Here is a 2,728-nt window from a genome sequence, read left to right as displayed (position 1 = left end):
GGACACCTTGGTGGGCTGGGGCGCGGGGTGCGGACGCCACGCGATTAATGACAGGATTTGGACGGCCGGCCGCACGCCCCCCCCCGTCGCGAGACCCGCCGAGCCCGGGGCGGCGCCCAGGGGGGTGGTACTGACCCCCGCCCCCCCCCCGGGGGGGGGGCCGCCGCTCGGGGGGGCACTAAGGACCCGCCTCTTTACTCGCCGCACCAATGGCTGCGAACTGACCGCCGAGGGCGAAGTGTTCCTCGCCTCGGCAGAGCGGATGGAGACGGAAATGCTCGCCGCGCAGGCCAACCTCGGCCGCACAGACACGGCTATCGCTGGCACGGTCCGCGTCGGGGCGCCGGACGGCTTCGGCGTTTCCTTTTTGGCGCCGCGTATCGGACGGCTGATCGAGCGTCATCCGGAGCTGAAAATCCAGTTGGTGCCGGTGCCGCGCTCTTTTTCACTCTCGCAACGCGAGGCGGACATCGCCGTCACGCTGGAACGGCCCGAACAGGGTCGCCTCGTATCCTCGAAGCTGACCGACTATACGCTGGGGCTCTATGCCTCGCGCGGTTACGCCGAACAAAACGGCCTGCCCGACAACAACGAGGCGCTCAAGCAGCATCGCCGCATTGGTTATGTGGAGGACCTGCTCTTCTCTCAATCGCTGAATTTCACCGGCGAGGTCATGCGCAACTGGAGTGCTTCCTTCGAGATCTCCTCGGCGACCGGTCAGACCGAAGCGGTGCGTTCCGGCGCCGGTATCGGAATCTTACACGACTACATCGCCCGGCAGTATGACGAACTGGTTCGTATCCTGCCCGATGTCTCGATCCGGCGTGCCTACTGGACGACCTATCACGAGAGCGCCCGCGATCTGGTGCGCGTACGCACCGTCGCCGACTTTCTTCAGGAACTGGTCGGCGCGGAACGGCAGATATTTCTCTAACCGCCGGCCTGCTTTGGTGGCGCGTCGTTTTCGTCCGGATTGGGATTGGGCGTCTCGTCCGGCAGGCGATCGGGATCCGGCTCCTTGACAGGCGGCTCCGGTTTCCAGCCAGGTCCGGGCATCGGCGGCTGATCGGGGATAGGTTCGTTGGGAACGGACATCCTGCTCCTTCCGTCTTCGATTTGCTTACTTGTCGGGTTTCAGGGCTTCGGCCGCACGCATCGGCATGCTGTCGATGATGGCAAAGAGTTCGCCGTTGCTCACCGGCTCGCTGACCTTAAGCTTCACCGTGCCGTCCTTGCCGACAAGGGCGGCTCCGAATTCACCAGTCTCGGGAGCCCCAAGCTCCTTTCGAAGCGCCCCTTCATTCAGATTGCCGCCTGCGCCGAAGATCGACTTGACCGTGCTGCCGGAAATCTTGAGAACGACCATGTCGCGCTCGCCCAAGCCGGTGCGATCGGCAAGCAGCTGGTTTTCCTGGCGCGCAGCGCGGCTATTGTCCCTGTCGGCGAAAATCACCAGAACCCGGCTCTTCCACCGGAACGTTTCGAGGCTTGCGACCGGCGCCTGAGCGCCGTCCGTCTCCTCGACCTTGGTTGCACCGTAAAGAAACCTTTTTGACATTCTCATTTTCTCTCCCGTCGCCTGTAAAACGGCGGGAGGATGGGCAGGTTCCATCATTTCGCAGAGCATGGCGCAAAGCCGAAAAAAAGCCGGTCAAATTTGACCGGCTTTTTAGTTCGTTCACAGTGTAGCCTTACAGAGGAACGAAATCGGACGGCGGAACCTGCAAGGCGGCAGCAATGCGTCGCAATTTTGCAGGATCTGCATTTTCCCCATTTTCGATTTCGATGATTTCATTGGTGACGAGGCCACAGGTGACCGCCAGATCATCGACGCTGTACCCAACGGCCTCACGCGCTTTCCTGACCTCGGCGGCAACATTCATCGCGGAAACCACCGTCGCTTTGGATTCATCCAGATTCTTGAGAGAAATGGACATTAAAGTCTCCTTCTAAAAGCACTCTGATGTAACCCCCGGCACAAAATGACATTCCGGCTCACATTTTGCAACGCAATATAACACAAAGTTTACCTGTGCTGCGTTGGCTAGATAGGGAGCCGGTGCCAGAGGGCAATAGTTCAGCAGATAACAGGCCGGACGGCCGAAGTGGATCTGCCGAATTTCGGTTTTTTGAGAGGAATGGTACGGTTGGGTGGTCTCGAACCACCGACCTCAGGTGCCACAAACCTGCGCTCTAACCAACTGAGCTACAACCGCACAAATCGCGCCTGGCGCGACGGGGGTCACATACGAGGACTTGGAAATTAATTCAAGTCCTATCTCCCCTCAATGTACAAAAAGGCCGGACATACGGTCCAGCCTCTTGTTTTGATTGCACCCGTATGGGATCAGGCAGCCTTGAAGGAGGCCATGACCTTTTCGGCGGCTTCCTTGCTGGGCTTTGCGAGCTTCTCGGCAACCTGCTTGGAGGTTTCCTGCATCGACTTCGCTTGCTCGACGGTCAGTTCCGCCTGCTTGCGCAGAAAAGCAGTCTGAAGTTCGACGAGTTCTGCGATCGACTTCACACCGAGCAGAGCTTCCATGTGCGAGAGGGAATTTTCAGCGTTCGTGCGGAGTGCGTCGATCGCCTTCAGGCCGATTTCGACCGTGCCGGCCTGCGCGGTCTGAACCGTGGCTTCGAGGGTCTTGCCGGCATCTTCGCCGGCGGCCTTCATCTTTGCATAGGCCTCACGCGACTGCTGGGCGCCTTTTTCTGCGAAGTCGCGGAA

The 2,728-nt window shown here is 60.0% G+C and carries 4 protein-coding genes, 1 tRNA gene and 1 pseudogene; 1 reads left to right on the top strand and 5 read right to left on the bottom strand.

Annotation, left to right across the window (positions count from 1 at the left end; translation table 11 throughout):
- Nucleotides 1–175: 175 nt before the first annotated feature.
- A pseudogene (locus C9413_RS30700) lies at nt 176–934 on the top strand (LysR family transcriptional regulator); the annotation flags it as partial.
- Here the strand turns inward: C9413_RS30700 and C9413_RS30695 are convergent.
- The 5 genes from C9413_RS30695 to C9413_RS30675 form a co-directional block, all read right to left on the bottom strand.
- A complete protein-coding gene (locus C9413_RS30695; protein WP_166677307.1) occupies nt 931–1,095 on the bottom strand; it encodes a hypothetical protein in 165 nt (54 codons plus the stop codon). The pseudogene C9413_RS30700 and the gene C9413_RS30695 sit on opposite strands and share 4 nt — an antisense overlap.
- 25 nt (nt 1,096–1,120) lie before the next feature.
- Entirely contained in the window at nt 1,121–1,558 is a 438-nt protein-coding gene (locus C9413_RS30690; protein ID WP_039844019.1) for a DUF4174 domain-containing protein, read from the bottom strand.
- Between the two features lie 133 nt (nt 1,559–1,691).
- A complete protein-coding gene (locus tag C9413_RS30685; protein ID WP_022717225.1) occupies nt 1,692–1,937 on the bottom strand; it encodes a helix-turn-helix transcriptional regulator in 246 nt (81 codons plus the stop codon).
- Between the two features lie 202 nt (nt 1,938–2,139).
- Nucleotides 2,140–2,216 (bottom strand) — tRNA-His (locus C9413_RS30680).
- 131 nt (nt 2,217–2,347) lie between these two features.
- Nucleotides 2,348–2,728: phasin (locus tag C9413_RS30675; protein WP_170251371.1), on the bottom strand; the 381-nt coding region annotated here is incomplete at its 5' end.

The sequence above is a fragment of the Rhizobium sp. SEMIA 4085 genome, from assembly GCF_013004495.1.
In the GTDB taxonomy this organism is placed as follows: Bacteria; Pseudomonadota; Alphaproteobacteria; order Rhizobiales; family Rhizobiaceae; genus Rhizobium; species Rhizobium gallicum.
The sequence above is the reverse complement of the archived record's forward strand: the minus strand, read 5'-3'. Positions and strand labels throughout refer to the sequence as shown.